25 protein-coding genes and 1 riboswitch are annotated in these 26,086 nt (G+C 70.9%); of the genes, 11 read left to right on the top strand and 14 right to left on the bottom strand.

Annotated features, from left to right (window positions below):
- The first annotated feature begins 17 nt into the window (after positions 1-17).
- Positions 18-902, top strand: coding sequence for an aldo/keto reductase (locus AB0C30_RS18790; protein WP_357945187.1), 885 nt, complete (start codon positions 18-20; stop codon positions 900-902).
- Here the strand turns inward: AB0C30_RS18790 and AB0C30_RS18785 are convergent.
- The 3 genes from AB0C30_RS18785 to AB0C30_RS18775 form a co-directional block, all read right to left on the bottom strand.
- The gene (locus AB0C30_RS18785; protein WP_357945185.1) at positions 895-1,491 is read right to left on the bottom strand and encodes a class I SAM-dependent methyltransferase; all 597 of its coding nucleotides are present in this window, start codon (positions 1,489-1,491) and stop codon (positions 895-897) included. The genes AB0C30_RS18790 and AB0C30_RS18785 overlap by 8 nt on opposite strands.
- Before the next feature lie 11 nt (positions 1,492-1,502).
- Positions 1,503-3,848 (bottom strand): penicillin acylase family protein, encoded by a 2,346-nt coding sequence (locus AB0C30_RS18780; protein WP_357945183.1) that lies wholly within the window; start codon positions 3,846-3,848, stop codon positions 1,503-1,505.
- Positions 3,849-3,999: 151 nt separating this feature from the next.
- Positions 4,000-5,256: an alpha/beta hydrolase gene (locus AB0C30_RS18775; RefSeq protein WP_357945180.1), complete on the bottom strand. Its 1,257-nt coding sequence runs from the start codon at positions 5,254-5,256 to the stop codon at positions 4,000-4,002.
- A gap of 242 nt (positions 5,257-5,498) precedes the next feature.
- Between AB0C30_RS18775 and AB0C30_RS18770 the strand changes: the two genes are divergently transcribed.
- A complete protein-coding gene (locus AB0C30_RS18770; protein ID WP_357945178.1) occupies positions 5,499-6,803 on the top strand; it encodes a histidine kinase in 1,305 nt (434 codons plus the stop codon).
- The gene (locus AB0C30_RS18765; RefSeq protein WP_357945176.1) at positions 6,788-7,504 is read left to right on the top strand and encodes a response regulator transcription factor; all 717 of its coding nucleotides are present in this window, start codon (positions 6,788-6,790) and stop codon (positions 7,502-7,504) included. Before AB0C30_RS18770 ends, AB0C30_RS18765 begins: the two co-directional genes overlap by 16 nt.
- Before the next feature lie 122 nt (positions 7,505-7,626).
- Here AB0C30_RS18765 and AB0C30_RS18760 read toward each other — a convergent pair whose 3' ends face one another.
- Positions 7,627-8,295 carry a L,D-transpeptidase family protein gene (locus AB0C30_RS18760; protein ID WP_357639797.1) on the bottom strand — a complete coding sequence of 223 codons (669 nt, stop codon included), beginning with the start codon at positions 8,293-8,295 and terminating at the stop codon, positions 7,627-7,629.
- A 252-nt stretch (positions 8,296-8,547) separates the two neighbouring features.
- Here AB0C30_RS18760 and AB0C30_RS18755 point away from each other — a divergent pair, with 252 nt between their 5' ends.
- The 3 genes from AB0C30_RS18755 (at position 8,548) to AB0C30_RS18745 (ending at position 10,325) form a co-directional block, all read left to right on the top strand.
- A complete protein-coding gene (locus AB0C30_RS18755) occupies positions 8,548-9,024 on the top strand; it encodes a YbaK/EbsC family protein (protein ID WP_357945173.1) in 477 nt (158 codons plus the stop codon).
- 10 nt (positions 9,025-9,034) lie between these two features.
- Positions 9,035-9,595: a GNAT family N-acetyltransferase gene (locus AB0C30_RS18750; protein ID WP_357945171.1), complete on the top strand. Its 561-nt coding sequence runs from the start codon at positions 9,035-9,037 to the stop codon at positions 9,593-9,595.
- Between the two features lie 211 nt (positions 9,596-9,806).
- A complete protein-coding gene (locus tag AB0C30_RS18745) occupies positions 9,807-10,325 on the top strand; it encodes a hypothetical protein (protein ID WP_357945169.1) in 519 nt (172 codons plus the stop codon).
- A 436-nt stretch (positions 10,326-10,761) separates the two neighbouring features.
- Here AB0C30_RS18745 and metF read toward each other — a convergent pair whose 3' ends face one another.
- On the bottom strand, positions 10,762-11,685 hold the full coding sequence (metF, locus tag AB0C30_RS18740; RefSeq protein WP_357945167.1) for a methylenetetrahydrofolate reductase [NAD(P)H]: 924 nt from the start codon (positions 11,683-11,685) through the stop codon (positions 10,762-10,764).
- A gap of 73 nt (positions 11,686-11,758) precedes the next feature.
- On the opposite strand from metF, the gene AB0C30_RS18735 reads away from it, so the two are divergent.
- On the top strand, positions 11,759-12,826 hold the full coding sequence (locus AB0C30_RS18735; RefSeq protein WP_357945164.1) for a polyprenyl synthetase family protein: 1,068 nt from the start codon (positions 11,759-11,761) through the stop codon (positions 12,824-12,826).
- 121 nt (positions 12,827-12,947) lie between these two features.
- Here AB0C30_RS18735 and thiE read toward each other — a convergent pair whose 3' ends face one another.
- Genes thiE through AB0C30_RS18720 form a run of 3 tightly spaced genes read right to left on the bottom strand, consistent with a single transcriptional unit; the run spans position 12,948 to position 15,129 of the window.
- Positions 12,948-13,583 carry a thiamine phosphate synthase gene (thiE, locus tag AB0C30_RS18730; RefSeq protein ID WP_357945162.1) on the bottom strand — a complete coding sequence of 212 codons (636 nt, stop codon included), beginning with the start codon at positions 13,581-13,583 and terminating at the stop codon, positions 12,948-12,950.
- Positions 13,561-13,935 carry an Rv2175c family DNA-binding protein gene (locus tag AB0C30_RS18725; protein ID WP_225298599.1) on the bottom strand — a complete coding sequence of 125 codons (375 nt, stop codon included), beginning with the start codon at positions 13,933-13,935 and terminating at the stop codon, positions 13,561-13,563. The genes thiE and AB0C30_RS18725 overlap by 23 nt, the downstream gene beginning before the upstream one ends.
- Before the next feature lie 30 nt (positions 13,936-13,965).
- Positions 13,966-15,129 (bottom strand): FAD-dependent oxidoreductase, encoded by a 1,164-nt coding sequence (locus tag AB0C30_RS18720; protein WP_357945160.1) that lies wholly within the window; start codon positions 15,127-15,129, stop codon positions 13,966-13,968.
- A 58-nt stretch (positions 15,130-15,187) separates the two neighbouring features.
- Positions 15,188-15,305, top strand: a riboswitch (TPP riboswitch).
- Between AB0C30_RS18720 and AB0C30_RS18715 the strand changes: the two genes are divergently transcribed.
- From AB0C30_RS18715 to pknB, 4 genes are all read left to right on the top strand, one after another.
- Entirely contained in the window at positions 15,295-16,596 is a 1,302-nt protein-coding gene (locus AB0C30_RS18715) for an FAD-dependent oxidoreductase (RefSeq protein WP_357945158.1), read from the top strand. It overlaps the preceding riboswitch by 11 nt.
- Positions 16,593-16,793, top strand: coding sequence for a sulfur carrier protein ThiS (gene thiS / locus AB0C30_RS18710; protein ID WP_357945155.1), 201 nt, complete (start codon positions 16,593-16,595; stop codon positions 16,791-16,793). The genes AB0C30_RS18715 and thiS overlap by 4 nt, the downstream gene beginning before the upstream one ends.
- Complete coding sequence (locus tag AB0C30_RS18705) at positions 16,786-17,541, top strand: thiazole synthase (RefSeq protein WP_357945153.1); 756 nt, start codon at positions 16,786-16,788, stop codon at positions 17,539-17,541. Before thiS ends, AB0C30_RS18705 begins: the two co-directional genes overlap by 8 nt.
- Before the next feature lie 286 nt (positions 17,542-17,827).
- The gene (gene pknB, locus AB0C30_RS18700; protein WP_357945150.1) at positions 17,828-19,759 is read left to right on the top strand and encodes a Stk1 family PASTA domain-containing Ser/Thr kinase; all 1,932 of its coding nucleotides are present in this window, start codon (positions 17,828-17,830) and stop codon (positions 19,757-19,759) included.
- Positions 19,760-19,817: 58 nt separating this feature from the next.
- On the opposite strand, the gene alc is transcribed toward pknB, so the two are convergent.
- The 6 genes from alc to AB0C30_RS18670 form a co-directional block, all read right to left on the bottom strand.
- Positions 19,818-20,762, bottom strand: coding sequence for an allantoicase (alc, locus tag AB0C30_RS18695; RefSeq protein ID WP_357945147.1), 945 nt, complete (start codon positions 20,760-20,762; stop codon positions 19,818-19,820).
- Positions 20,763-22,073, bottom strand: coding sequence for an allantoinase AllB (gene allB, locus AB0C30_RS18690; protein ID WP_357945145.1), 1,311 nt, complete (start codon positions 22,071-22,073; stop codon positions 20,763-20,765).
- A gap of 11 nt (positions 22,074-22,084) precedes the next feature.
- The gene (locus tag AB0C30_RS18685; RefSeq protein WP_357945143.1) at positions 22,085-23,224 is read right to left on the bottom strand and encodes a glycerate kinase; all 1,140 of its coding nucleotides are present in this window, start codon (positions 23,222-23,224) and stop codon (positions 22,085-22,087) included.
- Positions 23,225-23,355: 131 nt separating this feature from the next.
- Positions 23,356-24,753: an 8-oxoguanine deaminase gene (locus AB0C30_RS18680; protein WP_357945140.1), complete on the bottom strand. Its 1,398-nt coding sequence runs from the start codon at positions 24,751-24,753 to the stop codon at positions 23,356-23,358.
- Positions 24,750-25,223, bottom strand: coding sequence for a (2Fe-2S)-binding protein (locus AB0C30_RS18675; RefSeq protein WP_357945137.1), 474 nt, complete (start codon positions 25,221-25,223; stop codon positions 24,750-24,752). The genes AB0C30_RS18680 and AB0C30_RS18675 overlap by 4 nt, the downstream gene beginning before the upstream one ends.
- Positions 25,223-26,083: a xanthine dehydrogenase family protein subunit M gene (locus AB0C30_RS18670; RefSeq protein ID WP_357945134.1), complete on the bottom strand. Its 861-nt coding sequence runs from the start codon at positions 26,081-26,083 to the stop codon at positions 25,223-25,225. The genes AB0C30_RS18675 and AB0C30_RS18670 overlap by 1 nt, the downstream gene beginning before the upstream one ends.
- Positions 26,084-26,086: the final 3 nt, after the last annotated feature.

Here is a 26,086-nt window from a genome sequence, read left to right as displayed (position 1 = left end):
CTTCATCTGGCGTCGGCGTGATAGCCCTCCCCAGGGTGGGCCTGGGCGGCGGACCCCTCGGGAACTACCTCCATCCCATCTCCGACGCCCAGGCCCAGGCCGTCATCGACACGGCCTGGGCGGCCGGGGTCCGCTACTTCGACACGGCCCCGTTCTACGGCTTCGGGCTGGCCGAGCAGCGCCTGGGCAAGGCGCTGCGCGGCCGCCCCCGGTCGGAGTACCTCCTGTCGACCAAGGTCGGCCGCCTGGTCCGGCCCGGCGCCAACGGGTCGCCCGGAGCGGGCATCTTCGCGGTGCCCGACGATCGGCACGTCGAGTGGGACTTCACCCGCGACGGCGTCCTGCGCAGCGTCTCGGACTCCCTGGAGCGCCTCGGCCTGGACCGGATCGACATTCTGCTCATCCACGACCCCGACCACCACTGGCCGCAGGCCCTGGACGAGGCGTACCCCGCCCTGGCCGACCTGCGCGCCCAGGGTGTGGTGCGGGCGATCGGCGTCGGCATGAACCAGTCGCGGATGCTCGTCGACTTCGTCAAGCGCGCCGACCCGGACCTCCTGCTCGCCGCCAACCAGTGCACGCTGCTGCGCCGGTCGGCGTTCGAGGAGCTGTTGCCCCTGTGCCAGGAGCGCGACATCCCCGTCGTCGCGGCCAGCCTGTTGCACCGTGGCGAGCTGGCCGGGCCGCCGGCCGACGCCTCCGAGGAGGTGCGGCGGATCGCGGCGGCGTGTCAGGAGCACGAGGTGCCGATCACGGCCGCGGCCCTGCAGTTCCCGTTCCGGCATCCCGCGGTGCACTCGATCCTGGTCGGCGCCCACGAACCAGGCCAGATCACCGCCAACCTGGCCGCCTTGCGCCATTCCGTACCTGACGCCCTGTGGCAGGACCTGGGACCTAGCTGATCGGCTCTTTGTAGACGAGCAGGTAGCGCCAGAACAGCAGGCGGCGGATCGAGGCTCCGGGCAGCAGCGTCGCCGCCTCGGCGGTGATCTCCGGCAGCGTCATCATGGCTTTGGCGACCACCATCTCGGTGGGAGCCTCCGCCTCCTGCGGCCGGGCCGCTGAAAGGAGGCGCGCGACCGCGTTCACCGGCGCCGCGCACAGACTGACCGCGTAGTCCGCGGGTGTGCTCTCCCGATAGCAGCCGAGGATCGCGAGCACCCCGCCGGGCGCGAGCGATCGGCGTAACAGGCTGACCGTCTCGAAGGGCACATGGTGGATGCTGGCCAGGCACGAGACGAAGTCGTACTTGCCGCGCGGCAGCTCGGCCACCGCGATGTCGGCCCGCTCGTACCGTACGGGACCCGGGATCGAGCGGGCCGCCTCGACGGCCTCGGCGGAGGAGTCGATCGCGTCGACCACCAGCCCCTTCGCGGCCAGCCGCCGCGCGAACAGCCCGGTCCCGCAGCCCACGTCCAGGGCGGTCCCGGCGCCCTCGGGGATCTGCTTGAGCAGAAGCGGATGATAGTGGTCATTGTGACTGAACGACATGGCACGCAAAGCTACCGCTGCGGAAGCAGCTTGATCGTGCTTTCGGCGTGCCGTTCCACCTGGGCGCGGCTGTACAGCAGCGGGAAGTAGTCGCTCGTCCGCCAGCGCTCCGCCAGATCCCGGTAGTGCGGGCTGCGCGGATCGCCGGACTGGCCGGGGGCGTTGACCGCGCGGGAGTCGTCCCACTTGCCGACGTCGAGCACCATCTTGAACGACGCTCCGGACGACTGCTGGTAGGTGGCGGCGTTGTAGGAGGAGGCGTCCACCGTGTACGCCGAGCCGCCCCGGGGGAAGGGACCCACGTTCGCGCCGACAGGGCTGGTGAACTCCGTGTACTGCAGCGCGCCCCATTTCCACAGCCGCGGGTCGGCACCGAGCCGCCCGGCGACCTCGCGGTAGGCGGCGGCCAGTGTCGTGGCCAGCAGGTCGTCCCGCGCGGCCTTACCTCCGGTCCCGAACCAGCGTTCCGGGTTCTCCAGCGCGTCGATCAGCACGCGGACGTCGAGCACGGGGATGGCGTCCGCCACCGCCGGCGGCAGCACCGCGCGGCGGACGGCGGGCACGAGGTGACGCGAGAACCACGGCTCGAACAGGGCCGCCTCCGGCGAATCCGCGTCCGTCGCCCCGTCCCAGGGCCGGAGCAGCGTCAGCGCCCGCTGGGTGTCCGGATCCGCGCTCGTCAGGCCGGCGAGCAGGCGCACGATCCGCTGGGCGGGCTTGGACACCTTGTCGGCCTGCAGGCGGATCGAGTCATCGACCGAACTCCTCGGCCTCGCCGCGAGCACCTCGTCGATCCGCTGCTTGCGGTAGGGAGGATCCCACTCGAACCCCACCTGGACCGGGTGGTTCGCGGGCAGGTCGAACTCGTTCGCCGAAGAGATCAGCCCTCGCGGCGGATTGTAGGAGCGGGGCAGGCGGGCGCCGTCGTAGAAGCCCTTCCATTCGTAGCGGCCGTCGCCCGGCACGGGCAGCAGGCCGTCATAGCCGGTGCGCCGGGGGGTGAGGCCGCCGGGCACCCAGCCGATGTTGCCGGAGGTGTCGGCGTACACCTGGTTCTCGGGCGGGCCGCCCCAGGTGCTCATCGCCGCGGCGAACTGCTTGAAGTCGCGGGCGCCCATGTACGTCAGGCTGCCGAAGTAGGGCGACGTGCCGGGCTCCAGCCAGGTGGTGCGCAGGGCGTACGCGAGGTTGCGCTGCTTGTCGATCTTGAGCACAGGGCCGTGCCTGGTGAAGGGCAACTCCACGTCGACCGGCGAGCCGCCCGCGACCGGCACCTTCTCGGTGATGGTCGTGAAGCGCTCCCAGCCGTCGCCGTACCGGTACCTGCCCGGGTCGGCGGGGTCGAGCTGGTAGACGTAGAGGTCTTCCTGGTCGGTGCCGAAGATGGTCAGGCCGAACGCGACCGTGCCGTTGTGCCCGATCGAGATCCCCGGAAGCGCGGGTTCACCGGCCCCGATGACGTCGCTCCCGGGCGCCGACAGATGGGCCATGTAGCGCAGGGAGGGCGCCGTCAACGACCGGTGCGGGTCGCCGGCCAGGATGGGACGGCCTGTCGCGGAGCGGCCCGGCGAGACCGCCCAGCTGTTGCTGCCCTCACTGGCCGCGGGGTCGGCAGGGACCAGGCGTAGCGCGCCGTTCTGGAAGACCACGCCCCGCGTGGCCAGATCGTAGGTCCGCAGCACGTCCACGGGCACGGAGCAGGGATCGAGCCCTTTGGGCAGGGTCGTGGTGTGTTCGGGTTCCAGCTGCCACAGGGCTCCGGCGGCCTCGATTCCGCCCGCGCAGGCGATGAGCGAGCGGAGCACCTCGCTGAAGACGTTCTTGGAGATGCCGTGGCTTCTGATCCGCACCACGTCCTCCGGCCGCCAGAGCGCGGGCGGGTATCCCAGCTGCCGGAACTCGGGCGGCATGCGGTCCGGATTCCGTTCGAGCCACCGTACGTAGGCGTTGACGCCCTCGGTGAAGCGGGTCGCCGCCTGCCTGGCTCCGGGGCCGTAGCTCGCCCATTCCCGGTCCATGTTCCCGCGATACAGGAACATCCTCGTCGCCTTGTCCTGCTCCACGTACGCGGAGCCGAACACCGCGGAGAGCTCTCCCAGGCCGCGGCGGCGCCAGAGGTCGATCTGGAACAGCCGGTCCCTGGCGGCGTTGAACCCCTGGGCGAGGAAGAGGTCGTCGGTGTTTCGGGCGTAGATGTGCGGCACACCCCACTCGTCCACCACCAGCTCGACCGGCTGCCTGAGCCCCGGGACGACCTGCTCCGTGGCCTGCCGTGACTGCGCCGCGACCGGCGGCGCGGTCAGGCTCAGCACAAGGACGGCGGCCAGCGCCGCTCCGGCGCGCAGGCGTCTCCGCATGGCACAGCACCTCTCGGTGGGGTGTGGGACTCCATGACAGGACGCTTGCGGTGATTTCGGCCAGCGAATTCCGGATATTTAGGGGGCACAGCGGAGGAAATGTCCGATGAACCCCCTCCGCACCTCATCTGTAGGGGTCGGGTAGGGGTGGCTAGGCGCACGCCTTCTGCTCGACCTCACACAGCTTGACTTCGGGGAAACGGGGTGACCGCTCGTCGAACAGCGGCTGCGGCTTCGTGCGCAGGTGCAGGTCGAAGAACGCCGCCACGTACGTGCGGGTGATCCCCATAGAGCGGGCAGGAGGCAGGTCGGTGTTCCGGTAGATGCCGATCTGTTCGCCCAGCACGGCGATGTCGGTGAACGAGACGTGCTCCGCCCCCGCCACCACGAGCCAGCGCTTCCATCCCGTCAGGTTCTGCCAGACGCCGTCCCATGAGACGTCCTTTCCGCCCGGGCTGTGTTTCGCCTGCGTGCCCAGGAAGAGGAACGGCCGCGACAACCCGCTCTTCGGAACCGGGACGAACGCGGTGCCGTCGATGTCGATCCCGGCGCGTACCCTCGGGTCCTTGAGCATGGCGCCCACGGCGCTCGCGCCGCCCGCCGAGTGACCGGCCATCGCGATTCTGGACGGGTCGATCAGCGCGGCGCTCTTCCATTGGGGGGGTGCGCGCGTCAGCGCGTCCAGCACGAAGGACACGTCGGCCGCCCGGGTCGCGCCAACCTTGTCCCAGAATGTCTGGTCCTTCTCCTTGACCTCGCAGGCCACGCAGGTGGTGATCCGGCCGCCGGGAAAACTCGTCGCGGTCTCGTACGTGTGGCCGATGGAGACCACCGCGTACCCTCTGCTCGCCAGGTCCTCGGCCAGTGCGGTGAGCGAGCTCCGTGGCTCGGTGAAGCCAGTGGAGAGCACCACCAGCGGCAGCCCGCGCCGACGACCCGCGGGTTCGGCGTCGGTGGTCGCGTTCGTCCGTGTCTTGCTCAGCAGGTCGAGCGGCAGATCGGTTATCTCCCCCTCTTTCATGAGAAGTTCTGATTCCTTGGGCGTCATGTACGGAGCCGGCTTCCGGCCGCGGGACTTCGCCGGGTACCACAGGGAGACCATGAGCTCCCTCGCCTTCACGCTGGGCACCCAGGGGTCGGCGCGGGAGGTGTCCTTGAGGTACAAGGACGTGGTGCCGACCGGCTGGGATCCGGTCGGCTTGGGGAGGTACGGCGTGCCGCTCCGGAGAGACGCCTGACCGGCGGAGGCGGGCCTGGCGGGGTTCGGCGACGTCGTACGCGCGGAGCCGTCGGCCCGGGCCGGTCCGGCCGCGGAGGCGGGGGCGCAGGAGGTGACGGCCGCGAAGGCGAGCAGAGCCGCGACGGCGATGACGCCTCGGCGCGGCGTCGGATTCATCACATGACCCATGAACTGCTGTCCTTCCGGATGAGAGCGGCCGCCTCGATGGAGTCTCCACGGGCGGCCGATGGCAGCAAGCAAGCTATGCGCGGAGCAGATCCGCCCGCGTCGTCTGTCATGCCGATATCGGCCCCTTCATCGGGACGACTCCCAGCCGTGTCATCCCTGCGATGTACTCCTGGAGGACGTCGGGCCCGGTCACAGAGGCTGACGCGGACGTACCGCGCAGTCGGGACAATGCATCAGTGACAGTGAGCGAACGACGTGGATGGTGGCAGCTCGGGCTGGATGTGCTGCGCCCCGAGCAGAAACCCGCCCGGCCCTCGCGCCGGTTACTCCTCGCCGACCTACTGCTCGCGATCCTCCTGACCGTTGTCGCGGTGGCCGCGACAGCGAGCACGACCGACGGTGATCTCCGCCGCGTCGACGTGCGACAGCACTCCCTGATGGAGCCCTTGCGACTGCGGCCCGCTCCTCAGCCACGAAGCGGCGATGTCCGGCCCGACCGTTTGGTACGGCCCGCCGACGACCCGTCGGGCCCGCTTCCCCTCCTGGTGGTTCTGACGGCGTTGCCGCTGGCGGTACGGCGGCTGTATCCGCTGACCACCTTCGGGGTGGTGCTGGTCGCGGCATTGGCCACGGCCGACGACGCGACCTGGATCACCGTGCTGACGTTCGCCATCGCCGCCTATGGCGCCGTGGCCCACAGTCGTTACCGGGCGCTGGCGATGGGCGGCATCGTCCTCGCGACCGTCCTGGCCGGCGCGGCCTTCAAGGACTCCGTACCGCCGTTGCCGAGCTGGCTCGGCCCGTTCGTGGTACTGCTCAGCGCTGGAGTCGCCGCGAGTTTCGGCCGGTTCTGGAGGCGACAGCTCGACGCCCTGCGGCAGGCTCAGGAGGAGGACATGCGCCGGGCCGTCGAGGTGGAGCGCTCCCGGATCGCCGGCGAACTCCACGACGTCGTCACCCACAATGTGAACGTGATGGTCATCCAGGCCGGAGCGGCGCGCAAGGTCATGGACGCGGCGCCGGATCGGTCGAAGCAGGCCATGCTGGCGGTCGAGGCCAGCGGCCGGGCCGCCATGGCCGAACTCCGCCACGTCATGGGCCTGCTGGCCGGTCCGGAAAGCGCGCGGGCGGTGGGCAGCGCCGACGGGCTCGAACCACAACCGGGACTCGACCAGCTGGACTCCTTGATCAAACGGGTCCGCGAAGCCGGAATACCGGTCAGCGTCGAGGTCTCTCCACCGCCCGGCCCGCTGCCGCCGGGGGTGGACCTGGCCGCGTACCGCGTCGTACAGGAGGCCCTGACCAACACCATCAAGCACGCGGCCGGCGCCGCGGCGGCCGTAACGATCGGCCACAGCGGCGACTGGCTGGAGATCGAGGTCACCGACACCGGCGGCAGGCGGGCGACGCACGCCGGAGACGGCCAGGGCCGGGGCCTGGTCGGGCTACGCGAACGGCTCGCGCTCTACGACGGCACCCTGGAGGCGGGACCAAGGAGCGGCGGCGGCTACCAGATCAAGGCGAGGCTTCCATGGACGATCACATGAACCGGCCGCTGCGCGTGGTCATCGCCGACGACCAGGCGCTGGTACGCAGCGGGTTCGGGATGATCCTCGCCGCCGACGGCATCGAGGTGGCGGCCGAGGCGGCCAACGGCGCCGAAGCCGTCGCCGCGGTCCGGCGCACCCGGCCCGACGTCGTGCTGATGGACATCCGGATGCCGGAGATGGACGGCCTCGAAGCCACCCGGCAGATCATGGCAGGCGCCGCGGACGAGACCCGCGTCCTCATCCTGACCACCTACGACCTCGATCACTATGTCTATGCGGCGCTCACCATGGGGGCCAGCGCGTTCCTGCTCAAGGACGTCACCCCCGAGCACCTGGTGGCCGCGGTGCGCCTGGTCCGCGCGGGTGACGCCCTGCTCGCCCCGTCGATCACCCGCCGCCTGGTCGAACGCTTCGCCCGCCGCGACGAGGCCAGGGCGGCCGTCCACCGCGACCTGTCGGAGCTGACGCCCCGGGAGTTGGAGGTGCTGCGCCTGCTCGCCACCGGGCTGAGCAACGCCGAACTCGCCGACCGGCTGAGCCTCAGCCCGACGACGGTGAAGACCCACGTCGCGCGCATCCTGTCCAAGCTCGGCCTCAGGGACCGGGTTCAGGCGGTCGTACTGGCGTACGAGACGGGGTTGATCACCCCCGGCTCCCCCGCCGACGGGCCGCCAGGGAGCCCGCGGGGGCCGTCGTAAGCGCCGGACCCTCTCACGACGAGACCGTCCTGCAACGATCATCCGCAGGGCCCGGGATGCCGAAAGGTCCGCGAACCTCGGGCGAGAACTTCCCGAAGCTCACGGACCTGTCACCGGCGAGGCTAGCGTCGCACGTGCACCGGCACGCCCTTGCCCAGCAGCCCGGGCAGCTCGACCGCCACGTTCATCGGCATTCGCACGCACCCGTGCGACGCCGGGTACAGCGGCACCGACAGCGCGCCGTGGAAGGCGATGCCGCCGTTGAAGAAGATCGGGTTGTACAGCTGCCCCAGGTACGACCTGTGCCAGCCCTTGGCCCGCCACGTCGTCTTGTAGTCGCCCGTGGGCGTCCTGGCCGAGCCGCAGAAGCGCTGGCTCTTGCCCTGCCACTTCGCCGTCTCGCAGTACGGGACGCCGCTGCCGGACGAGATGTGGGTGATCAGCTTCACCTGGCCGTCGACGTACAGGACCATGATCTGCTTGGTCAGGTTGACCTCGGCGCGGGTCGGCTTGCCGTTCTTGACCAGGACCTTGGGGGTCCTGGGGTTCTCCAGCGCGGTCCACGTGCGCTTGGCGATCGTGCTGGTGGGCCGGATGCCGTTCACCTTCTGGAAGGCCCACACGGCGGTCATCGTGGACCCGCCGTAGCTGCCGTCGGCCCGGCCCGGACGGTAGCCGAGCTCCTTGAGGCGCGTCTGCAGCCAGGTGACCGCTTTGCCCTTGGCGCCCAGCTTGAGGGTCTTCTTGGGCGCGGCGACGGTCGTGGTGGGCCCGGCCTCGGAGGCCGCCACAGTCGGCGGCGCCGCGGTGGGTGTCGTTGTGATGGGTGTCGTTGTGATGGAAACGATCGCGGGCGCGGCCGCCGACCGCGCATGGGTGACGGTCGTACCGCACCCCGTCAGGACTAGGGCGCCAGCCGTCAAGAGAGCAGCCACGCCGGGCAGCCGTCGGTCCCCCACCCGTACCACCTCTCAAACCATGAACATTCTTATCAAAGGACCATGTCAGGTTAATGCAATGGTCAACCTGTTTAGAGTGTGCCCATGCCTGAGAAGTTGCCTGCCAACGCCGTTCTGGTGGAAACCGCCCTCCGCGCGCTAGGTGCTGAGGGAGAAATCATCGTATTGCCGGAAAAAGCCCCCACTGCGGCCACCGCCGCCGCGCAGGTCGGCTGTGAGGTCGGCGCCATCGCCAACAGCCTCATCTTCGACGCGGACGGCACGCCGCTCCTCGTCATGACCAGCGGCGCGCACCGCGTCGACGTCGAGCTGATCGCCCGCACGGCGGGGGTCCAGAAGGTACGGCGGGCGACACCGGAGTTCGTCAGGGCGGCGACGGGCCAGCCGATCGGCGGCGTCGCGCCCGTCGGGCATCCGGCCCCGGTGCGGACCCTGGTGGACAACTGGCTGAGCAAGCACGAGGTCGTATGGGCCGCCGGCGGGCATCCGCTCACGGTCTTTCCCACCACATTCGATGAGCTGGTGCGGATCACCGGTGGTACCCCCGTCGACGTCGAGTAGTGTGCGACGCGTGATCGAGTTTCGTGGGGCGGGACAGGCGGAGTTCACCGAACACCTGGACACGGTGATCGGCATCTACGCCGCCGCCATGCGCCCGCCCGCGGACCAGATCACCGGCCGCAAGGCCATCATGCGGAATCACGGGACATACCCATATTTCCAGTGCTATTTCGCTGAATTGCGTGGGGAGTCGGAGGCGTACCCCCCGAAGATCGTCGGCTTCGCCTACGGCTTCCGGGGCGCGCCGGGCCAGTGGTGGCACGACGTCGTGTTCCGCGCGCTGGAGAACCAGGCGGGCAGGGAGGTCGCCGACGCCTGGCTGGGCAACGCGTTCGAACTGGCCGAGATCCACCTGCACCCCGACCACCAGGGCAAGGGCATCGGCCGGGCCATGATCGCCACGCTGTGCGCGGGCCGCCGCGAGCGTTCGGCGGTCCTGTCCACCCACGACCGCCCCACCACGGCCCGCCACCTGTACGCCAGCATGGGCTTCACCGACCTGCTGAGCCCGTTCCTCTTCCCGGGCGGCTACGAGCAGTACGCGATCGTGGGCAGACCCCTCCCCCTGTGACCACGACGGCTTTTGACCACGGCGGCTTGACCCCAGCGCGGCCCTGACCCGGTTCGTTCCAGGTTCGTACCAGCGCGGCTCCGCTCTGTTCGCCACGCCACCGACATAATAAAGACGATCAACCTGACGCCCCCATCCGCGTCAATCCCGGGCACCTCCCCCTGCACCGACGCCCACGTCACACCACCCGGACGTCCGGCAGGAGGAACCTATGCGTCTCGTCACACGAATCGGAGTGGCCGCCACTCTCCTGGTGAGCCAGGGCACTCCACCCGAGCCGACCGCCACCCCCGCACCTACACCCACACCCACACCCACATCGACCGCGAACACCAACAAGAAGAGCTCCAAGACCGCCATCCCCCCGGAGCTGAAGAACGTCCCGTCGCTCCGCGTCCTCCCCTGGGATCCCCGCCAGGCCAGCCACGTCCGGATCTTCGTGCACTGCCCGCCGAAGGCGAATCACGCGCTCATCGGCTCCACCGCGTTCGCCCTGAAGGGTTCGAGGCGCCTCTACCGGGAGGTGGGGCTGGGACTCTCCGACCGGGGTCTGGCGCACCGCGCCGTGTCCATCTCCTACTCCGCCCTGCCTGGGTTCCATGGCGCGCACCTGAAGTGCGTGAAGGTCAAGATGAACCAGAAGACACGCATCAGGCGCATCCGAGTGCTCGGCCGGGATGCCACGCCTCTCTACGTGCGCAGGTTCAGCATCTGGCAGTTCTTCGACTAGAGCGGAGAACGAACCGGCGTGTCATTGGCCGTCTCGTGACTTGTGGTTTGCCGCCCGTCACTCTGGGCAATCTTCACTACGTAGGGCAACCGGCCATCCGCCCGATCCCCCTGCGGGCGGAGCACCGGCGCGAGATCCCCTCGCCGGATACCCGCTCCATGGGACAGATGATCTTCTTCCACCCCCCGTAGGGGGTCTCCCTCAAAGAGGCCACAGACCGCGACAGTCGTGTGACGAACCACCCGGGAACCTGTGGTCACACCAAAGGACCTAGATGGCCAAGGGACGAGTCGTGACGGCGGCAAGCCGGGGAACCTCGTAAGCGTAACCCTGGACAGACCTCAGCCCCAGTCGGCGGTTGGCGGCCCACCGGGCTTGCCGTACAAAAAACCGCTTGTCCCCCGCACGAACGGCCAGATCAACACAAACGCCTGGGTTACGCGGTCAGCGCCTCGACCGGAGCAAGCCGCTCGAACACCTCTCGCGTCGCGCTGGAGCGGTTGAACGTGATGAAGTGGATGCCCGGGGCGCCCTCATCGAGCAGCCGCTGGCAGAGCTCCACCCCGTGGTCGATGCCCAGCCGCCGCACGGCCGCCGGGTCGTCGGCCACCGCCTCGAAGCGGGCCGCCAGGTCCGCCGGGAACGGCGCCCCCGACAGCTGCTCCGACCTGGCGATCGTGCTCATCTGCGTGACCGGCATGATGCACGGGATGATCGGCGTGTCACACCCCTGCTCCGCCACCCGGTCGCGCAGCCGCAGGTAGTCGTCGGCCTGGAAGAACATCTGGGTGATCGCGTAGTCGGCGCCGGCCCGGCACTTCTGTACGAAGAAGTCGGTGTCGGACTCGATCGACGGCGAACGCGGGTGTTTGTACGGGAACGCCGCCACGCCCACGCAGAAGTCGCCCACCTGCCGGATCAGCCGCACGAGCTCCTCGGCGTACAGGACGCCTTCGGGGTGCTGAACCCACTCGCCCGTCGGGTCACCGGGAGGGTCGCCCCGCACGGCGAGGATGTTGCGCACCCCCGCGTCCGCGAAGCGGCCGATCAGGTGGCGCAGCTCGCGCATCGAGTGGTTGACCGCGGTGAAATGCGCCACAGGGGTGAGCGTGGTGTCGTGGGCCAGCCGTTCGACGATGTCGACGGTGCGGTCACGGCTGGAGCCGCCCGCGCCGTAGGTCACGGACACGAACGTCGGCCGCAGCGACTCGAGCTCTCTGATCGCCCGCCACAGCTGCCGTTCCCCCTCGTCCGTCTTCGGCGGGAAGAATTCGAAGGAGAACGACCGGCCACCGGACGCGAGAAGCTCACGGACGGTGGGAACACGATCGGGCCGGATGGAGGGTCGACCAAGCGCCATGTGACCCAGGCTACCGCCACAAGCCCCGTCCCTGGAGATCCGGCTCGGCCGCCCGGCCACTAGTCTCAGATGCATGACCACTGACGCCGCGAGCCTGGACGCCCTGCGTGCCAAGGTGGACGCCGCGCTGCGGACGTTCGTCCGACGGCAGTTGCCCACCCCCGGCGACACCGAGCTCGAGCCGCTCCGCTCGGCCGCCGAAGACCTGCTGTCCGGCGGCAAGCGGCTGCGCCCGGCCTTCTGCTACTGGGGCTGGCGGGGCGCGGGCGGCACCGACGTGCCCGGGATCTTCACCGCCGCCGCCTCGCTGGAGCTGCTCCAGGCCAGCGCGCTGGTGCACGACGACGTGATGGACAAGAGCGACCTGCGCAGGGGCATGCCGTCCGCGCACCGCCGCTTCGAGGCCATCCATGAGAAGTCGGGCTGGCACGGCTCGGCGGAGCAGTTCGGCGAGGGCGCGGCGATCCTGCTGGGCAACCTGCTGCTGATCTGGTCCGGCGAGATGTGGCGCAGCAGCGGCCTGCCGCCCGAGTCCCTGTCGGCGGCCCAGCCGGTGCACGACCACATGCGCACCGAGCTGATGTGTGGCCAATATCTCGACCTGCTGGAGCAGGCGCACGGCGAGAACACCTTCGAGTCCGCCCTGCGCGTCGCCCTCTACAAGAGCGGCAAATACTCCGTCGAACAACCGCTCCGCCTCGGCCTGGCGCTCGCCGCCGGCCGCCTGGAGCCGTGGATGGACGAGCTCTGCATGGAGTACGGCCGACGGGTCGGCATCGCCTTCCAGCTGCGCGACGACATCCTGGGCGTGTTCGGCGACCCGGCGCAGACCGGCAAACCGGCGGGCGACGACCTGCGCGAGGGCAAGCGGACGATGCTCGTCGCCCGGACGCTGGCCGCGGCCGCACCCGGCGACGCCGAGACCGTGCGCGCCCTGCTCGGTGACCCCGGGCTCGACGAGGACGGGGTGGCCGCGCTGCGGCGCATCATCGAGGGCACCGGGGCGCTGCGCCAGTGCGAGGACATGATCGGCGACTACCTCGGCGAGGCGCTGACGTTCCTCGGCAAGGCGCCGATCACACCGGAGGCCCGCGCGGCCCTGTCGGACCTGGCGGTGGCCGCCACCTCACGCACCACCTGAGCCATCACACGCACTACCTGTCACTCTCAGGCACGCCTGAACGGCCGCACGTACAACCCGCCGCCCCACACACCACCTGAGTACGGCGCGGCGGGCGCCGGAGGGCGCCCGCGCGCGTCTGTCAGCCGGCCAGGCGCTTGGCGAACTCCGCTGCCGCGGCGCCCGGATCCTCGGCCTCCGTGATGGCGCGTACCACCACAACCCGTTCGACCCCGTACGACCTGACCTGGTCGAGATTGCCCAGGTCGATGCCGCCGATGCCGAACCACGGCCGCCCGGTGCCGAGCGACGCCGCGTGCCGCAGCAGCGACGGCCCCGGCGCGTGGCGGCCCGGCTTGGTCGGCGTCGGCCAGACGGGACCGCAGCAGAAGTAGTCGACGCCCTCCTCCACGGCCGCGGCGGACGCCTCGGCGACGGAGTGGGTGGACCGTCCGATGAAGACGTCGTCGCCGAGTATCTCTCGCGCGACCTTCACCGGAAGATCGTCCTGCCCCAGGTGGAGCACGTCGGGCCGGGCGGCGTAGGCGATGTCGGCCCGGTCGTTGACCGCCAGCAGCCGGCCGTGCCGGTCGCAGGCGTCGCGGAAGACCTCGAGGAGCGCGAGCTCTTCGCGCGCCTCCAGCCCCTTCTCCCGCAACTGGACGATGTCCACGCCCGCGGCCAGCACCGCGTCGAGGAATTCGGCCAGGTCACCGCGTTCGCGACGGCCGTCCGTGCAGAGGTAGAGGCGGGCGTCAGAAAGCGAGGGCTTGGGCACGCCGCTTGACCTCGGTATGGCGACCGGCCCTGATGGCGTCGACCGGCGAGCCGGGCAGGGAGTCGTCGGGAGTGAAGAGCCAGCGCAGCGACTCGATGTCGTCGTAACCGGAGTCGCGCAGCACGGAGAGTGTGCCGGGCAGACCCTTCATCACGTCCTTTCCGTCAAGGAACACCGCGGGCACTTGTGGCCCACCACCACCCCGGCGCACACCGAGCAGTTTCCGGTCCTTGAGGAGTTGCTTGGCCCGCCCTATCGAAAGGTCGAGGCGCGCGGCCACTTCGGGGAGAGTGAGCCACTCGGCGACGAGCTGGTCGGTCTCCCGGTCGATCTGCGCAACAGAAAGCGTCACGAAACCACAACTACCACATGGCGTGCTTGCTCAAACAACACAGTCCCGTAGGGAGAGGTCGGGATCTACCAGGCGTTCGGCGTCTACGCGGTGTCCGGCTTCGATGATTCTGCGGCCCTGGACGAGGTCTCGGGGCCGGTCCACGGCGAGTACCGCGGCCAGGGTGTCGTCCGAGGTGAGCCAGCAGGCCGACCATTTTCCGCCGAGTTCGCCTCGGTAGAGGAGGCGGTCTCCGGCCGGGTGGTGGCCCGCGTACTGGACCATGTGACCGAACTGCTCAGACCAGAAATAGGGCACCGGGTCATAGGCGGCCTCGACACCCAGCAGCGTGGCGGCGGCCACCTCGGGTGAGTTGAGCGCGGCGTCCCAATGCTCGACCCTCAGCCTGGTCTCGAACCGGCGCGACCACCAGGCGGCGCAGTCGCCCACGGCCACGACGTTCGGCAGGGAGGTGCGCAGGTGTTCGTCGGTGACGACGCCGTTGTCCAGGTCGATGCCGGAGCCCGCGAGCCAGCCGACGGTCGGGCGTACTCCGACACCGGTGACGACCACGTGCGCCTCGATGAGGCTTCCGTCCGCGAGCGTGACGCCGCCGTCGTCCACTGAGCCGACCAGGGTGTTGAGCCGCAGGTCGATGCCCTCGTACCAGCCCTGGGTGCGGGCGCCGATCTCAGGGCCGACCGCCTGGGCGAGCGGGGTGGGGCCGGCCTCGATCACGGTCACCTCGCAGCCGGCCCGGCGGGCGGCGGTGGCCACCTCGGCGCCGATCCAGCCGGCGCCGATGATCACCACGTGGGCGCCCTTGACGAGCCGGGCGCGCAGCTCCAGCGCGTCGTCGAGGGTACGCAGCACGTGCTGGCGGCCGTCGCCGGGCAGCGTGATCGGCTCGGCGCCGGTGGCGATCACCAGGCCGTCATAGCCGAGCTCGCCCTCGGTTGTCTCGACGACGCCGGGACGCAGCGCCTTGGCCGAGACGCCCGGCCAGAAGTCCACCTCCAGCACGGCGAGGTCGGCGTCGACGAAGCTGGAGTCACTGCTGCCGGACAGGACCGCCTTCGACAAGGGTGGCCGATCGTACGGCCGGTGCCGCTCTTGCCCGATCAGCGTGATCCTGCCGTCGAACCCTTTCGCGCGCAGCGCCTCGACACTCCGTACACCGGCCAGACCGGCGCCTGCCACCACCACATGATTCACGTTCAAGACCATAACGGGGCCCGTGCCGGGACGTCGCGCCGAGGCCGTAGGGTGGAGACGTAAGACGCGCGGGAGTCCGGCCGTTTACCGGGCTGAGAGGAAGGCTGCACCGGGCCTTCGACCGCAAGACACCTGATCCGGATCATGCCGGCGAAGGGAGCGGACGTGGACATCGTCGTAGGCGGCGGGATCATCGGGCTGTCCATCGCCTGGCGCCTGTCCCGCTCGGGTCGGCCGGTCACCGTGGTCGACCCGGCTCCGGCCACCGGGGCCTCGCACGCGGCGGCGGGCATGCTGGCACCGGTGAGCGAGGTCACGTACACGGAGGAGCCGCTGCTCCGGCTGGGCCTCGCCGCACTGCGCCGCTGGCCGTCCTTCGCCTCCGAACTCGCCACCGACGCCGACCTCGACGCCGGTACGGGATCCGCCGCCAACCGCTCTCACCGCGATGCTGGTACGGGATTCGCCGCCTCCGACGTCGGCCTCCATGCTGCTGCGGGTCCCGCCACCAACCGCCTTGACGAAGCGGGGGCAGCTGAAGCGGTCGTGAGCGGGCTCAGTGAGGCCGCGCGGGCCGGGCTGGACTTCCGGGTCGACGGGACGCTGGCCGTGGCGTTCGGGGCCGACGATCTGGCGGCGCTCGGTGAGCTGGCCGCGTTCATGGAGAAGCTGGGGCTACCGGTCGAGCGGCTGACCGGGCGCGAGTGCCGCCGGCTGGAGCCCATGCTGGCGCCCTCCGTACGCGGTGGGCTACTGGCCCGTGGAGACGCCTGGGTGGACCCGCGCCGTGTCACCGCCGCGCTCCTGGCCGCACTCGACCGCCTGGGCGTCCCCCTCGTCCGGGCTCGCGTCAGCGAACTGCTCCGGGACGGCGACAAGGTGGTGGGCGTACGCCTCACACCCCCAGACGGGACGGCCACCCTGGACAAGGGCCGCCCGCAGGTGGACATCCCCCATGAGATCCGGGGCGAGCGGGTCGTACTGGCGGCCGGGGCGTGGAGCGCCGGGCTGGTCGATGTCCCGGTGCGACCGGTCAAGGGGCAGATCATGCGGCTGCGCTCCCCTCAGCCCCTGCTCGGCAGGTGCGTACGCGGGACGGTCCACGGGAAATCCGTGTACCTGGTGCCAAGGGGTGACGGTGAGCTGGTGGTCGGGGCGACCCAGGAGGAGCTGGGGTTCGACACGAGGGTGACGGCGGGCGGACTGTACGAGCTGCTGCGGGACGCCCACGAGCTGGTGCCGGGCGTCACCGAGCTGGAGATCGCCGACGTGGTGGCGGGGCTGCGGCCGGGCACACCGGACAACGTTCCGCTCATCGGGCCCAGCGGGACGCCGGGGCTGGTGCTGGCCACTGGGCATCACCGGGGCGGGGTGCTGCTGGCTCCGCTCACGGCGGCCATTCTGCTGGGCGAGGAGAGCGAGCTCGCGGAGCTGTGCTCGCCGCTGAGGTATCGGGATATTTCATGAATGTGATCATCAATGGGGCCCCGCACGAGGTGCCCGACGGCACCACCGTGGCGCAGGCCGTACTCACGCTCACCACGGCGACGACCGGCGTGGCCGTGGCCGTGAACGACGAGGTGGTGACGCGGAGCGCCTGGGAGACGACGGCGCTCGGCGACAGCGACCGGATGGAAGTGCTGACGGCGGTGCAAGGTGGATGATCTGCTCATAGCCGGAGAGAAGTTCTCCTCCCGGCTCATCATGGGCACCGGCGGTGCCCCGTCGCTGGAGGTGCTCGACCAGGCGCTGGTCGCGTCCGGCACCGAGCTGACGACCGTCGCCATGCGGCGGCTCGACCCCAGTGCGCCCGGCTCGGTGCTCGACGTACTGCGCGAACGCGGCATCAAGGTCCTGCCCAACACCGCCGGCTGCTTCACCGCGGGCGACGCCGTGCTGACCGCCCGGCTGGCCAGGGAGGCGCTCGGCACGAACTGGGTCAAGCTCGAGGTCATCGCCGACGAGCGGACGCTGCTGCCGGACCCGATCGAGACGTTCGACGCGGCCGAACGGCTGGTGGCCGACGGGTTCGTGGTGCTGCCGTACATCGGGGACGACCCGGCGCTGGCGCGTCGCCTGGAGCTGGCCGGATGTGCCGCGGTGATGCCGCTCGGCGCGCCGATCGGCTCCGGCCTCGGCATCCGCAACCCGCACAACATCGAGCTCATCGTGGAGGCGGCCTCGGTGCCGGTGATCCTCGACGCGGGCATCGGTACGGCCAGCGACGCCGCCCTGGCGATGGAGCTGGGCTGCGATGCCGTACTCCTGGCCACGGCCGTCACCAGGGCGCAGCGGCCGGAGCTGATGGCGACGGCCATGAGAGCGGCCGTCCAGGCGGGCCGGCTCGCCCACCAGGCGGGCCGCATCCCCCGCCGCCGCTACGCGGAGGCCTCCTCCCCAACGGGCCCATAGCTACGCGAAGGCCCTCAACGGGCCCGTAGCCACGCGAAGGCCCCTGACTTGCCCGTAGCCACGCGAAGGCCCCTGACTTGCCCGTAGCCACGCGAATGCTGCGGACGGGCCCGTAGCCACTCGGAGGCCGCCGGACGGGCCCGTAGCCACTCGACGCCACGCGGAACCGGCGAGACAGGATATGTCCGGTTATGTTCCAGATAGGCGCGTTCCAACGAGCACGGCTCGGCATCGGTTTCGGATGGTCAGGCCTTGCCAGTGGCAAAACGCCCGTAAACTCAGCGGGGTGGACACGACGACAGCGGACCCTCTCGTCGGACGGCTGCTCGATGGGCGTTACCGCATCGAGTCCCGGATCGCGCGAGGCGGTATGGCGACCGTCTACCTGGCGCTCGACGTCCGGCTTGACCGCACGGTCGCGCTGAAGGTCATGCATCGCTCGCTCGCCGAGGACCCGGCGTTCGTGCGGCGGTTCATCGGCGAGGCCAAGTCCGTGGCCAGCCTCTCGCACCCCAACGTGGTGCACGTCTTCGACCAAGGCACCGACGGTGACGTGGTCTATCTGTCGATGGAGTACGTCCCCGGCAAGACGCTCCGCGACACCCTGCGCGACCGGGGCAGGCTGCCCGCCCGCGAGGCGCTGGAGATCATGATACCGGTGCTCGCGGCCTTGGGCGCGGCCCATCAGGCCGGCATGGTGCACCGCGACGTCAAACCCGAGAACGTCCTGCTCACCGACGACGGCCGGGTCAAGGTGGTGGACTTCGGCCTGGCCCGGGCGATCGAGGCGACCAACCAGACCCGCACCGGCGTGATGATCGGCACGATCGGCTACATGTCGCCCGAGCAGGTCATGACCGGCGGTGCCGACGTGCGCAGCGACGTCTACGCGGCGGGCATCATGCTGTTCGAGCTGGTGACCGGCGAGCAGCCCTACGACGGCGAGACGCCGATGTCGGTGGCCTACCGGCACGTCCACGACACCGTGCCACCGCCGTCCTCCGTGGTGCCGGAGGTGCCGCCGCTGATCGACACGCTGGTGACGCACGCCACGGCCCGTTCCCCCGACGACCGTCCCGCCGACGCGACCGCGATGCTGGTGGCGGCCGTGGACGCGCACCGCATGCTGCCCCGTACGACGACGCCACCCATGCACGCGGGGGCGTCCGGCGTGCGCTCCATGCCCTACTCGATGCCGAGTGCCGGCCCCGCCACCGCGCCGCACGCGATGACGCAGGTGGTGCCGAACCACACGATGATCCAGCCGCGCGAGGAGCTGCCCGCGCGGCGCGCCGGTTTCAAGCCCAACTGGTTCCTGGTCGCGCTCGCCGCGGTCATGGTGGTGGCGGTCGCGCTGACGGGCTGGTATTTCTCGCAGACCACGTACGTGCCGGTGCCCGACCTGGTCGGCAAGGACCTGGCGGTCGCCCAGAGAGCCGCCGCCGGCCAGGGCTTCCAGGTGAAGACGGCCCCCGGCCAGCACGACGAGAAGGTCGCCGAGGGCCTCGTGCTGCGAACCGACCCGGGGCGCAACGTCGAGGTCGAGCGGGGCGCGGCCCTCACGCTGGTCCCCTCGCTGGGCCCGAAGCGGGTGCTGGTGCCCAACGTCGAGGGCATGACCGAGCCCGAGGCCCGCACCGCGATCGGCAAGGCCGGGCTCGACGTCAACCGCGTCAGCCGGCAGGCCAACCAGGAGATCGCCCGCGGCAAGGTGATCCGCACCTCGCCCGACGTGGGCGAGAAGGTCAGGGAGAACTCGAAGGTCAACCTCTACGTCAGCGCGGGGCTCGTAATGCCCGACGTCAGCGGCATGCCCAAGGACGAGGCGGCCAACTACCTCGGCACCCAGGGCTTCCAGGTGCAGGTCAACGAGGTCGACGACAGGGCCGAGCCGTGCACGGTGATCGCGCAGGCGCCCAAGGCCAAGGCCGAGGTCGACAAGGGCGCGCAGGCCATGATCACGGTGTCCCGGTGCCAGACCGACTTCTGGGACTGGTTCGGCGGTGACAATGAGGACAACGAGGCGCGTGACGACCAGGAGTTCCAGCTCGTTCCGTCGGTGGTGGGCAAGAACGTCAGCGACGCCAGGAACGAGTTAGTGGGTCTCGGCTTCAAGGTGCAGATCCGCAAGCTCTCCAACGATGGAGTCGTACGATTCCAGCGCCCGGCGGGCAACAGCGAGCGGCCACCCGCCTCGACGGTGGTCCTCTGGCAGTAACCCGGCAGTCGTCGTCTGGCAGTGACCCGGCGGCCGGGCGGCGGCCAGGCGAGGGCCGTCAGGCGAGGTTGCCGTACAGCCGGACCCTTGCCAGCCCCCCATCGGGATAGATGTCGACGCGCACCCGCGTGACCGGCTCGGCGTGCTCCAGGCGGAACCGGTGCGGGGTGTCGGGCTGCAGCCGCGTCCTGGCCAGCAACTCGACCTCACGGTCACCGTCGTAACCGGTCAGCGACACCCAGCCGGGGGCGTTGAACAGCAGGTTCGTGGTGTCGATCTCGGCCAGCCGGATGACGCCGCGCGCGGCGAGCCTGATGACCAGCCACTCGTTTCCGGCCTCGCGCCGCCGCGCGGTCTCCCAGCCCTCCGCCTGGTGGCGGGCCAGCCCGGGGGCCAGGACGTTGTCTGGCGCCGAGTAGAACTCGTTGGAGCAGGCGATGACCCGCCCCCCGTTCGCCAGGGCGGCCAGGTCGAGGCTGAGCCCGTCGTAGAGGGACAGATCCGGCTGTACCTCACCGTGGACGCGCAGCCGGGCGATTCCGCCGTCGGGATACATGTTCAGCCGGACGTGCGTGTAACGGGAGTCGTCGGTCACCTCGAAAGCGTGCTCGGCGTCGCCCTTGAGATCGCTCCTGGGCACGATCTCCACCCAGTCAGCGTCGGCGAGCTCGGCGGGCGACGGGTAGCCGTCCACGGCCGCGGCCTGGACCGAGGCGTGGGGCGGGTAGTTGCCCTTGAACCAGGCCGTGTCGATCACCACGCCGCGGACGACCCCCGGCAGGCCGAGCCGGACGATCGCCCAGTCGTGGCCGGGCTCGCGCCGGCGCCGGGTCTCCCAGCCGTCGTAGACCTGACCCTTGTTGCCGAACGTCTCCGCCTGGAAGCCGGGGCGTCCCGGCCGGATCAGGCTCTCCTTCTCGGCGAAGGACTCGTCGCTGGCGGCGACCACCGAGCCGCCGAGGGTCCGCAGCGCGAGGTCGGGCAGGTCGGTGAAGCCGGGCATCTACTGCTCTCCCAACAGGAAGGCTCCGTGCGGTACGCCGTCAGTGGGCCGGCCACGGAGCCAGGTGGTAAGGACGGCGCCCTTGAGGAGGTGGCCGTGGTAGGGGGTCACCGGGTTCTTGTGGTGGAGCCGGGCCGCGTCGACCGGGTTGACGGCTGTGGCATCGAAAGCCACCAGATCAGCGTCGTTGCCAACCTTTATCGCGCCTTTTCCGGAAATATGGGCCATTGCTGCTGGTTGGGTGGACATCCAGCGCACCACGTCGGCCAGCCCGTGACCGCGGCGCGACGCCTCGGTCCATACGGCCGGCAGGCCGAGCTGGAGCGAGGCGATGCCGCCCCAGGCCGCCGCGAACGAGGGCACCTTGAGGTCGGCCGGTGCGGGCGAGTGGTCGGAGACGACGCAGCTCAGCACGCCGCCGGCCAGCCCGTCCCAGAGCCGGTCGCGGTTGGCGGCGGAGCGGATCGGCGGGCAGCACTTGTAGGCGGTCTCGCCCTCGGGCACCTGTTCGGCGGCCAGGGTCAGGTAGTGGGGACAGGTCTCGGCGGTGACGCGTACTCCCTCGGCCTGGGCGGCGGCCAGCGGCTCCAGGCAGTCGGCGCTGGAGACGTGCAGGATGTGCACCCGGGCGCCGGTCTCCCTGGCCAGCCGGATCACCTGCTCGACCGCGCTGCGCTCGGCCGCGCCCGGCCGGGAGTCCACGAACTCGCGGTACGTCGGACCCGCCGGCTCGGCCAGCAGCGCCGGGTCCTCGGCGTGTACGACCATGAGGCCGTCGAACCCGGCGAGCTCCGTGAGCGCCGCGCGTACCTCTGAAGGGCTGAGCGGCGGGAACTCCTCCACACCCGACGGCGACAGGAAGCACTTGAAACCGTAGACACCACGGTCGTGCAGCGGGCGTAGGTCCTTGACGTTGCCGGGGATCGCGCCGCCCCAGAAGCCGACGTCCACGTGGCACTGCCCGTCGGCGGCGCGCAGCTTGGCGTCGAGGGCGTCCACGGTGACGGTGGGCGGGAGCGAGTTGAGCGGCATGTCCACGATCGTGGTGACCCCGCCGGCGGCGGCCGCCCTGGTGGCCGAGGCGAACCCCTCCCAGTGCGTACGGCCCGGCTCGTTGACGTGCACGTGGGTGTCGACCAGGCCGGGCAGCAGCGCGAGGTCACGCAGGTCGATGTCCTCGGCCGCCTCGATGGCGTCACCGTACGCGCCGATGGCGGCGATCAGGCCGTCGCGGACGGCCACCGAGACGGCCCGCTCGCCGTCGGGCGTGACGGTCCTGCGCGATCGAATCACGAGGTCATAGCCGCTCATATCAACTCCGGTCAGAGGCGGTCGGCGGCGAGCTTGGCGGCCAGGCGTTCGAGGAGCGCGGCGGCGTCGGCCATGCAGCGGGCCGGGTCGGGCTCCAGGTCGGTGAGGGCGTAGGCGGCCTCGATACCGGCTGCCCGGAGCTCGGCGTCGGACAGGGTACGGCGACCGCACACGGCGACCACCGGAACGCCCGCCCGGGCAGCCGCCTGGGCGACGCCGACAGGGGCCTTGCCGCGCAGCGACTGCTCGTCCAGCGAGCCCTCACCGGTGATCACCAGCCGGGCCCCCTTGACGTGCTCACCGAACCCGAGCAGGTCGAGCAGGTAGTCGATGCCCGGCTGAACCTCGGCGTGCAGGAACGCCAGCGCGGCGAACCCCACGCCACCGGCGGCCCCCGCGCCCGGAGCCCCGGCGACGCCCATCGGGCGGGGTACGTCGTCGTGCTCGACGGCGCCCGCGAGACCATGCGTGCGCGTGGCGACGGCGGCGAGGCGGCCGAGCGCCCGGTCCAGGACCGGCACGTCCTCCGGGGTCGCGCCCTTCTGCGGACCGTAGACCGCCGCGGCGCCGTGCGGGCCGAGGAGCGGGTTGTCGACGTCGCTGGCCACCACCACCTCGATGCCCGACATATCCGTGAAACCGGAGATGTCGATGCGGTCGAGCCCGCCCAGGGCGGCTCCGCCGTACTCGAGCTCGTCGCCCTGAGCGTCGAGGAAGCGGGCGCCGAGCGCCTGCGCCATGCCCGCGCCCCCGTCGGTGCAGGCGCTGCCGCCCAGGCCCAGCACGATGCGCTTGGCGCCCTGGCGGATCGCGTCGGCGACGAGCTCGCCGGTGCCGTAGCTGGTGGCGGTGAGCGGCTCGAGCCCGCCGGGGAGACGGCGCAAGCCGGACGCCTCGGCCAGCTCGACGACGGCCGTGTCCCCACGCCGCGCGTACGAAGCCTTGACGGGCTCGCCCGTGGGCCCGGTGACCTGGCGGGAGACGCGCGTGAAGCCGCAGGCCACGACCGCGTCCACGGTGCCGTCTCCCCCGTCGGCCACAGGCAGCTCTATCGCCGGGACGCCCAGCCCCGCCGACACATGGGCCGCCACCTCGGCGGCGGTCAGCGACCCCTTGAACTTGTCGGGGGCAACGAGCACATGCTCAACCACTACGAACTCCCACACGGTGACGAACGGCGAACGGCCCCGCCTCCGGGGAGACGCGACGATTCATCATCACATCCCGGCGGACGGCGCCTCGAACTGGCGTCCGGTGCGTGATTCACGACAGACGGGCGTGGTTACCGGTGGATCTCCTTGGCGGCGGTGATGCCATGCTTCTCGGCCAGCCGGCTCAGGCGGCGGTGGGCCTCAACGCCCGCGCGGCCGACGGCGTCATGGGCGACGGTCCTGAGCTCGTCGTCCTCGACGACCGTCTCGCCGCCGACCAGCAGCCGGGCCAGCGGCGGCTGGCGGGTGGCGAAGACCAGGCGGCAGACCGGGTCGGTCACCGCCGAGGCGAACGGCCCGTCCACCCGCCACAGCGCGATGTCCGCGAGCTTGCCCGCCTCCAGCGTGCCCAGTTCGCCCTCACGGCCGAGGTTGCGGGCCCCGCCGAGCGTGGCGAGTTCGAGTGCCTGCCGGGCGGTCAGCGCGCCGGGACCGTACACGGCCCGCTGGAACAGCAGTGCCTGCCGCATCTCGCCGGACAGCGTGGTCAGCTCCGAGGAGGCGCTGCCGTCCACGCCGAGACCGACGTTCGCGCCGCGGCGCAGCATCTCCGACACCCTGGCGATCCCGGCGCCGAGCCGGCCGTTCGACGAGGGACAGTGCGCGGAGCCGGTGCCGGTGGCGGCGAGCTTGCCGATGTCGGAGTCGCTGAGGTGCACCGCGTGCGCGAACCAGACGTCGGGACCGAGCCAGCCGAGCTTGTCCATGTACTCGACGGGCCGCATGCCGAACTGCGCGCGGCAGTGCTCCTCCTCGTCCAGCGTCTCGGCCAGGTGGGTGTGCAGGCGGACTCCCCGGTCCCTGGCGAGGGCGGCGGCCTCGGTCATCAGCTCACTGCTTACCGAGAACGGCGAGCAGGGCGCCACCGCGATCCGCAGCTTCGAGGAGAACGACGGGTCGTGGTAGACGTCGACGGCCTCGGCGGTGGCGGCGAGGATCTCGTCGAGCCGCTCGACGACGACGTCCGGGGGCAGGCCGCCCTGCGATTCGCCCCTGTCCATGGAGCCGCGCGCCGGGTGGAAGCGGATGCCCAGCTCGCGTGCCGCCTCGATCTCGGCGGCGAGCAGGTCGCCGCGGCCCTTGGGGAAGACGTAGTGGTGGTCGCTGGAGGTGGTGCAGCCGGACAGGGCCAGGTGGCCGAGTCCCGCGCCGGCCGCGCCCCTGACGACCTCGGCGTCCATGGCGGCCCACACGGGGTAGAGGGCCACCAGCCACTCGAACAGGGTCGCGTCCTGGGCCAGGCCCTGCGAGGCCCACTGGTAGAGGTGGTGGTGGGTGTTGACCAGGCCGGGCGTGGCCAGGCAGCCGGTGCCGTCGATCCGGGTGGCCGGCGGGGTGGCGGGCGCCTCGGTCATGGGGCCGAGGCCGGTGATTAGATCCCCCTCGATACGGATATATCCGGACTCGACCTCCGGCCCGGCAACAGGCGCGATGTAGACGTTGTCGATCTGCACAGAGCCGGGCGTCATCTGGTCGCCGCCTTTCGCTCGGCCGCCAGCCGTACCGCGTCCAGGATCTTCTCGTAGCCGGTGCAGCGGCACAGGTTCCCCGCGAGGGCCTCGCGGATCTCCGCGTCGGACGGACGGTCGACGCGTTCGAGCAGGTCGTGCGTCTGCACGATCAGACCGGGCGTGCAGAAGCCGCACTGCACCGCGCCGCTCTCGACGAACGCTTCCTGCACGGGGTCGAGCCGGTCGCCGTCGGCCAGGCCCTCGACGGTACGCACGTGGCGGCCCTCGGCCTGCCCGGCGGCGACCAGGCAGGCGCAGACCGGCGTACCGTCGAGGTAGACCGTGCACGACCCGCATTCGCCCTGCTCGCAGGCGTTCTTGGAGCCGGGCAGGCCGACCCGTTCGCGCAGCACGTACAGGAGGCTCTCGCCTTCCCACACGTCGTCGGCGCACTCCTCGCGGCCGTTGACGGTGAAGGTGACGCGCATCAGGCGGCCCTCCTTCCTCGGTAGTCGTTCCAGGCCCAGGTCAGCGTGCGGCGGGCCATCACGCCGATGGCGTGCCTGCGGTAGTCGGCGGTGCCGCGCACGTCGTCGATCGGCGAGGCGGCCCGGGCGCACAGCTCGCCGAACCGCTTCAGCACGGCGGGGTCGAGCCGGGCGTTCCAGTCGAGTTCGCGGCGCAGGAACTCCTCGGCCTCCAGCGCCCTGCGCGGCGTGGGCGCGGCCGATCCGAGGCCGGTGCCGACCCGCCTCTCCCCCGGATGCAGCGCGACCGCGAACGAGCACACCGCGATGACCATGGCGTTGCGGGTGCCGACCTTGGAGAAGTATTGGGGGCCGGTGGCGGGTTCGAGGTGGACGGCCCTGATCAGCTCGTCCGGCCGCAGCGCGGACCGCTTGACGCCCAGGTAGAACTCGTGCGCGGGGATCATCCTGACGCCGCCGTCGCGCGACTCCACCTCGATCACCGCTCCGGCGGCGAGCAGCGGCGGGTGGCTGTCCCCGGCGGGCGAGGCCGCGCCGAGGTTCCCGCCGACCGAGCCGCGGTTGCGGATCTGCGGCGAGCCGACCGTCCGGGACGCCTGCGCGAGTCCCGGCAGCGGGCCGCCGAGCTCCTCGATGATCGTGGTGTACGGCACGGCGGCCCCTACCCGGTAGCGGCCGTCCTCCAGGGACCAGGTACGCAGTTCGGGCACGCGGGTGAGGTCCAGCAGCGCCTCCGGCCGTCGCACGTCGAAGTTGATCTCGACCATCACGTCGGTGCCGCCTTGGATGGGCACGGCCCCGGGCCGGTCCGCCTTGGCGGTCAGCGCCTCGTCCCATGTCGTGGGGCGCAGGAATTCCATCGT

This window comes from Nonomuraea sp. NPDC048901 (genome assembly GCF_040649695.1).
GTDB lineage: Bacteria > Actinomycetota > Actinomycetes > Streptosporangiales > Streptosporangiaceae > Nonomuraea.
The sequence above is the reverse complement of the archived record's forward strand: the minus strand, read 5'-3'. Positions and strand labels throughout refer to the sequence as shown.

Coding starts and splice junctions, on each gene's coding strand:
- AB0C30_RS18780 (WP_357945183.1), bottom strand. CDS start 3,848: ATGCGGAGACGCCTGCGCGCCGGAGCGGCGCTGGCCGCCGTCCTTGTG.
- AB0C30_RS18745 (WP_357945169.1), top strand. CDS start 9,807: ATGCGTCTCGTCACACGAATCGGAGTGGCCGCCACTCTCCTGGTGAGC.
- AB0C30_RS18785 (WP_357945185.1), bottom strand. CDS start 1,491: ATGTCGTTCAGTCACAATGACCACTATCATCCGCTTCTGCTCAAGCAG.
- AB0C30_RS18775 (WP_357945180.1), bottom strand. CDS start 5,256: ATGGGTCATGTGATGAATCCGACGCCGCGCCGAGGCGTCATCGCCGTC.
- metF (WP_357945167.1), bottom strand. CDS start 11,685: ATGGCGCTTGGTCGACCCTCCATCCGGCCCGATCGTGTTCCCACCGTC.
- AB0C30_RS18675 (WP_357945137.1), bottom strand. CDS start 25,223: ATGCGCGTCACCTTCACCGTCAACGGCCGCGAGGAGTGCGCCGACGAC.
- thiS (WP_357945155.1), top strand. CDS start 16,593: ATGAATGTGATCATCAATGGGGCCCCGCACGAGGTGCCCGACGGCACC.
- allB (WP_357945145.1), bottom strand. CDS start 22,073: ATGAGCGGCTATGACCTCGTGATTCGATCGCGCAGGACCGTCACGCCC.
- AB0C30_RS18735 (WP_357945164.1), top strand. CDS start 11,759: ATGACCACTGACGCCGCGAGCCTGGACGCCCTGCGTGCCAAGGTGGAC.
- alc (WP_357945147.1), bottom strand. CDS start 20,762: ATGCCCGGCTTCACCGACCTGCCCGACCTCGCGCTGCGGACCCTCGGC.
- AB0C30_RS18755 (WP_357945173.1), top strand. CDS start 8,548: ATGCCTGAGAAGTTGCCTGCCAACGCCGTTCTGGTGGAAACCGCCCTC.
- AB0C30_RS18680 (WP_357945140.1), bottom strand. CDS start 24,753: ATGACGCCCGGCTCTGTGCAGATCGACAACGTCTACATCGCGCCTGTT.
- AB0C30_RS18765 (WP_357945176.1), top strand. CDS start 6,788: ATGGACGATCACATGAACCGGCCGCTGCGCGTGGTCATCGCCGACGAC.
- AB0C30_RS18670 (WP_357945134.1), bottom strand. CDS start 26,083: ATGGAATTCCTGCGCCCCACGACATGGGACGAGGCGCTGACCGCCAAG.